The organism is Photorhabdus sp. HUG-39, assembly GCF_963878365.1.
Lineage (GTDB): Bacteria > Pseudomonadota > Gammaproteobacteria > Enterobacterales > Enterobacteriaceae > Photorhabdus > Photorhabdus kayaii.
Window position 1 is genome coordinate 1 of record NZ_CAWNWY010000103.1, and the last position, 1,130, is coordinate 1,130.

At 46.8% G+C, this 1,130-nt stretch carries 1 protein-coding gene; it reads left to right on the forward strand.

The genetic code is table 11. The features are described from left to right. The first annotated feature begins 10 nt into the window (after positions 1-10). Complete coding sequence (locus AAC155_RS24200; protein ID WP_113044419.1) at positions 11-1,102, forward strand: ISAs1 family transposase; 1,092 nt, start codon at positions 11-13, stop codon at positions 1,100-1,102. Positions 1,103-1,130: the final 28 nt, after the last annotated feature.

Consider the following 1,130-nt stretch of genomic DNA (forward strand, 5'->3'; position numbering starts at 1 on the left):
GAACCAGACCCTGATTGAACATTTAACCGTTGTGAAAGAAACTCGTTCTGACATCAATCGTCAATACGAGCTGATTGATGTTATTTTTCTTGTCATCAGCGCCATTCTCGCTGGCGCTGAAGGTTGGCAAGATATTGAAACTTATGGTCGGGCCAAAATTACGTGGCTGAAAAAATATCGCCCCTTTCTCAGTGGAATACCATGCCGACACACGGTTGCCAGAATTGTGCGCGCTATTGAACTTGATTCGCTGTTGGAGGCTTTGCTCAACTGGATCAATGAACAACGTGAACAGGCAGGGAAACCGGTCATTGCCTTCGATGGAAAAGTTCTGCGACGCGCCTACCGTAATGAAAAGCAAAACGCCGTCCAACTGGTCACGGCATATGATACGGAACAAGGATTAGTCCTGAGCCAGAAAGCCACTGCCACGAAAAACGGGGAAATCAGTATCGTGCGGCAGATGTTGGATATCCTTGACCTGAAAGGCAGCATCGTCACGCTGGATGCTTTGCATTGTCAGCGCCAAACGCTGGAAAAAATCAGCGAAAAGAAAGCCCATGTCGTGGTTCAGGTGAAAAAAAATCAACCCCATCTGTGGGAAGCCGTCCAATCGCAATTTCAGGCGGTGTTTGATGCCGGTAAAGAAAAAATTATCACGGAAGTTAAGCAAGAAGCCCATGGCCGGCGTGAAGAGCGTTATGTGTTTCAGTTAAAGCCCCAATTTACGGCAGAATTAATCGAGAAATGGCCGACCATTCGTAGCATTATCGCCGTAGAACGTCACCGGACACAAAATGGCAAAGGAACGGTGGACACGTCTTATTATGTGAGTTCCCTTTCGCCCAAGCATAAATCACTGGGATATTATATTCGCCAGCATTGGCGGATTGAAAATACCCAGCACTATATTCTTGATGTGGTCTTTAAAGAAGATGATTCACGAATTGTTCTGGAGGGTGCAGTTGAGAATCTGGCCTTATTCCGTCGTATCGTCCTGAATCTGGTCAAACAATGCGATTGCGGGGCACCGAGCCAAAGGAACAAGCTTAAAAAAGCGGGTTGGTGCGATGATTATCGGGCAAGAGTTTTCTTTGGATGAATAGCAGTCAAAGTATGCTCGTGCCCTG